The organism is Pseudomonas guariconensis (assembly GCF_024127895.1).
GTDB classification, from domain to species: Bacteria; Pseudomonadota; Gammaproteobacteria; order Pseudomonadales; family Pseudomonadaceae; genus Aquipseudomonas; species Aquipseudomonas guariconensis_B.
This window is the reverse complement of record NZ_JAMYBK010000060.1, coordinates 1-1,648: the sequence shown is the minus strand read 5'-3', so window position 1 is coordinate 1,648 and position 1,648 is coordinate 1. Positions and strand designations below refer to the sequence as shown.

3 protein-coding genes are annotated in these 1,648 nt (G+C 63.0%); all 3 read right to left on the bottom strand.

Going from position 1 to position 1,648, the window contains the following annotated elements; all coding sequences use genetic code 11:
• Positions 1-261: NAD(P)-binding domain-containing protein (locus tag NJF35_RS24520; protein ID WP_253091612.1), on the bottom strand; the 261-nt coding region annotated here is incomplete at its 3' end.
• Between the two features lie 84 nt (positions 262-345).
• Positions 346-1,128 carry a hydroxypyruvate isomerase gene (gene hyi, locus NJF35_RS24515; RefSeq protein WP_225789238.1) on the bottom strand — a complete coding sequence of 261 codons (783 nt, stop codon included), beginning with the start codon at positions 1,126-1,128 and terminating at the stop codon, positions 346-348.
• Between the two features lie 31 nt (positions 1,129-1,159).
• Positions 1,160-1,648, bottom strand: a 489-nt coding sequence (locus tag NJF35_RS24510) for a thiamine pyrophosphate-dependent enzyme (protein ID WP_253091611.1), incomplete at its 5' end; no start/stop codon positions are given.

Here is a 1,648-nt window from a genome sequence, read left to right as displayed (position 1 = left end):
GATCTTGTTCGGGCCAACGCCTTCGGCCACGCCGTTTTCACCGAACAGGACGGCTTCGACCTGTGGGGTGTCGGGGACCATGACGATGATGAACTCGGCTTCCTGGGCCACGGCTTGCGGGGTCGGCAATGCCGTGGCGACGAGATCGGCCGGGGCCGGGTCGTGATGGGTGGATACGAACAGTTCGTGACCTGCCTTTTGCAGGTTCTGGGCCATGGGTTTGCCCATGATGCCGGTGCCGATGAAACCGATTTTAGCCATGAGAAATTACCTCGTCGTATTGATTGAAATCTCGATGGGGCAGGCGACGCTGGCAGTGTGGGCGCTGCCCCTTCGAGAGCATCCTCAGATCGCGTTGTGGGTCTTCAGCCAACCCAGGCCCGCCTTGGTGGTGGTCAGTGGCTTGTACTCCGCACCCACCCAGCCCTGGTAGCCGATGCGGTCCAGGTGTTCGAACAGGAAGCGGTAGTTGATCTCGCCGGTACCGGGTTCGTTGCGGCCAGGGTTGTCGGCCAGCTGGATGTGGTTGATCGCAGCGAGGTGGGTTTTCATGGTGCGCGCCAGGTCACCTTCCATGATCTGCATGTGATAGATGTCGTACTGCAGGAACAGGTTGGCGCTGCCGACTTGCTCGCGGATGGCCAGCGCCTGGGGCGTGGTGTTGAGATAGAAGCCGGGGATGTCGCGGGTGTTGATCATCTCCATCACCAGCTTGATGCCCACGGCCTCGAGTCGGTTGGCGGCGTATTCGAGGTTGTCGAGCAGGGTGTTCTGCACCACGAACGGGTCGACGCCCTCTGGCGCGATGCCCGCCAGGCAGTTGACCTGGGTGTTGCCCAGGATCTTGGCGTATTCGATGGCTTTGTCGACACCGGCGCGAAATTCCTCGACGCGGTCGGGGTGGCAGGCGATGCCGCGCTCGCCTTGCGCCCAATCGCCCGCTGGCAGGTTGAACAGCACCTGCTGCAGTTGGTTGGCGTCCAGGCGGGCGCGCAGTTCCTCGACTGGGTAGTCGTAGGGGAACAGGTACTCGACGCCACGGAACCCGGCCTGGGCAGCGGCGGTGAAGCGGTCGAGGAAGTCCAGTTCGGTGAACAGCATGGACAGGTTGGCAGCGAAACGGGGCATGGTTGGCTCCTGATGGCTTGACGTGGGCGGATCAGTCCAGCGGCATGATCGAGGTCGGGGCGTCGGCGGCGGTGCTGGCCAACGCCTCGAACTCGTTGATGGCGTTGATCTCGGTGCCCATGGCGATGTTGGTGACGCGCTCGAGGATGACTTCCACCACCACCGGCACGCGGAAGGTCTCCATCAGCTCGGTGGCCTTGGCGAAAGCAGCTTGCAGGTGGCTGGCGTCGAACACGCGGATCGCCTTGCAGCCCAGGCCCTCGACCACGGCCACGTGGTCCACGCCGTAGCTGCCCAGCTCCGGGGCATTGACGTTCTCGAATGACAGTTGCACGCAATAGTCCATGTCGAAACCGCGCTGGGCCTGGCGGATCAGGCCCAGGTAGGCGTTGTTCACCAGCACGTGGATGTAGGGCAGGTTGAACTGCGCGCCCACGGCCAGCTCTTCGATCATGAACTGGAAGTCGTAGTCACCCGACAGCGCGACGACCTTGCGCTTGGGATCGGCCTTGACCACGCC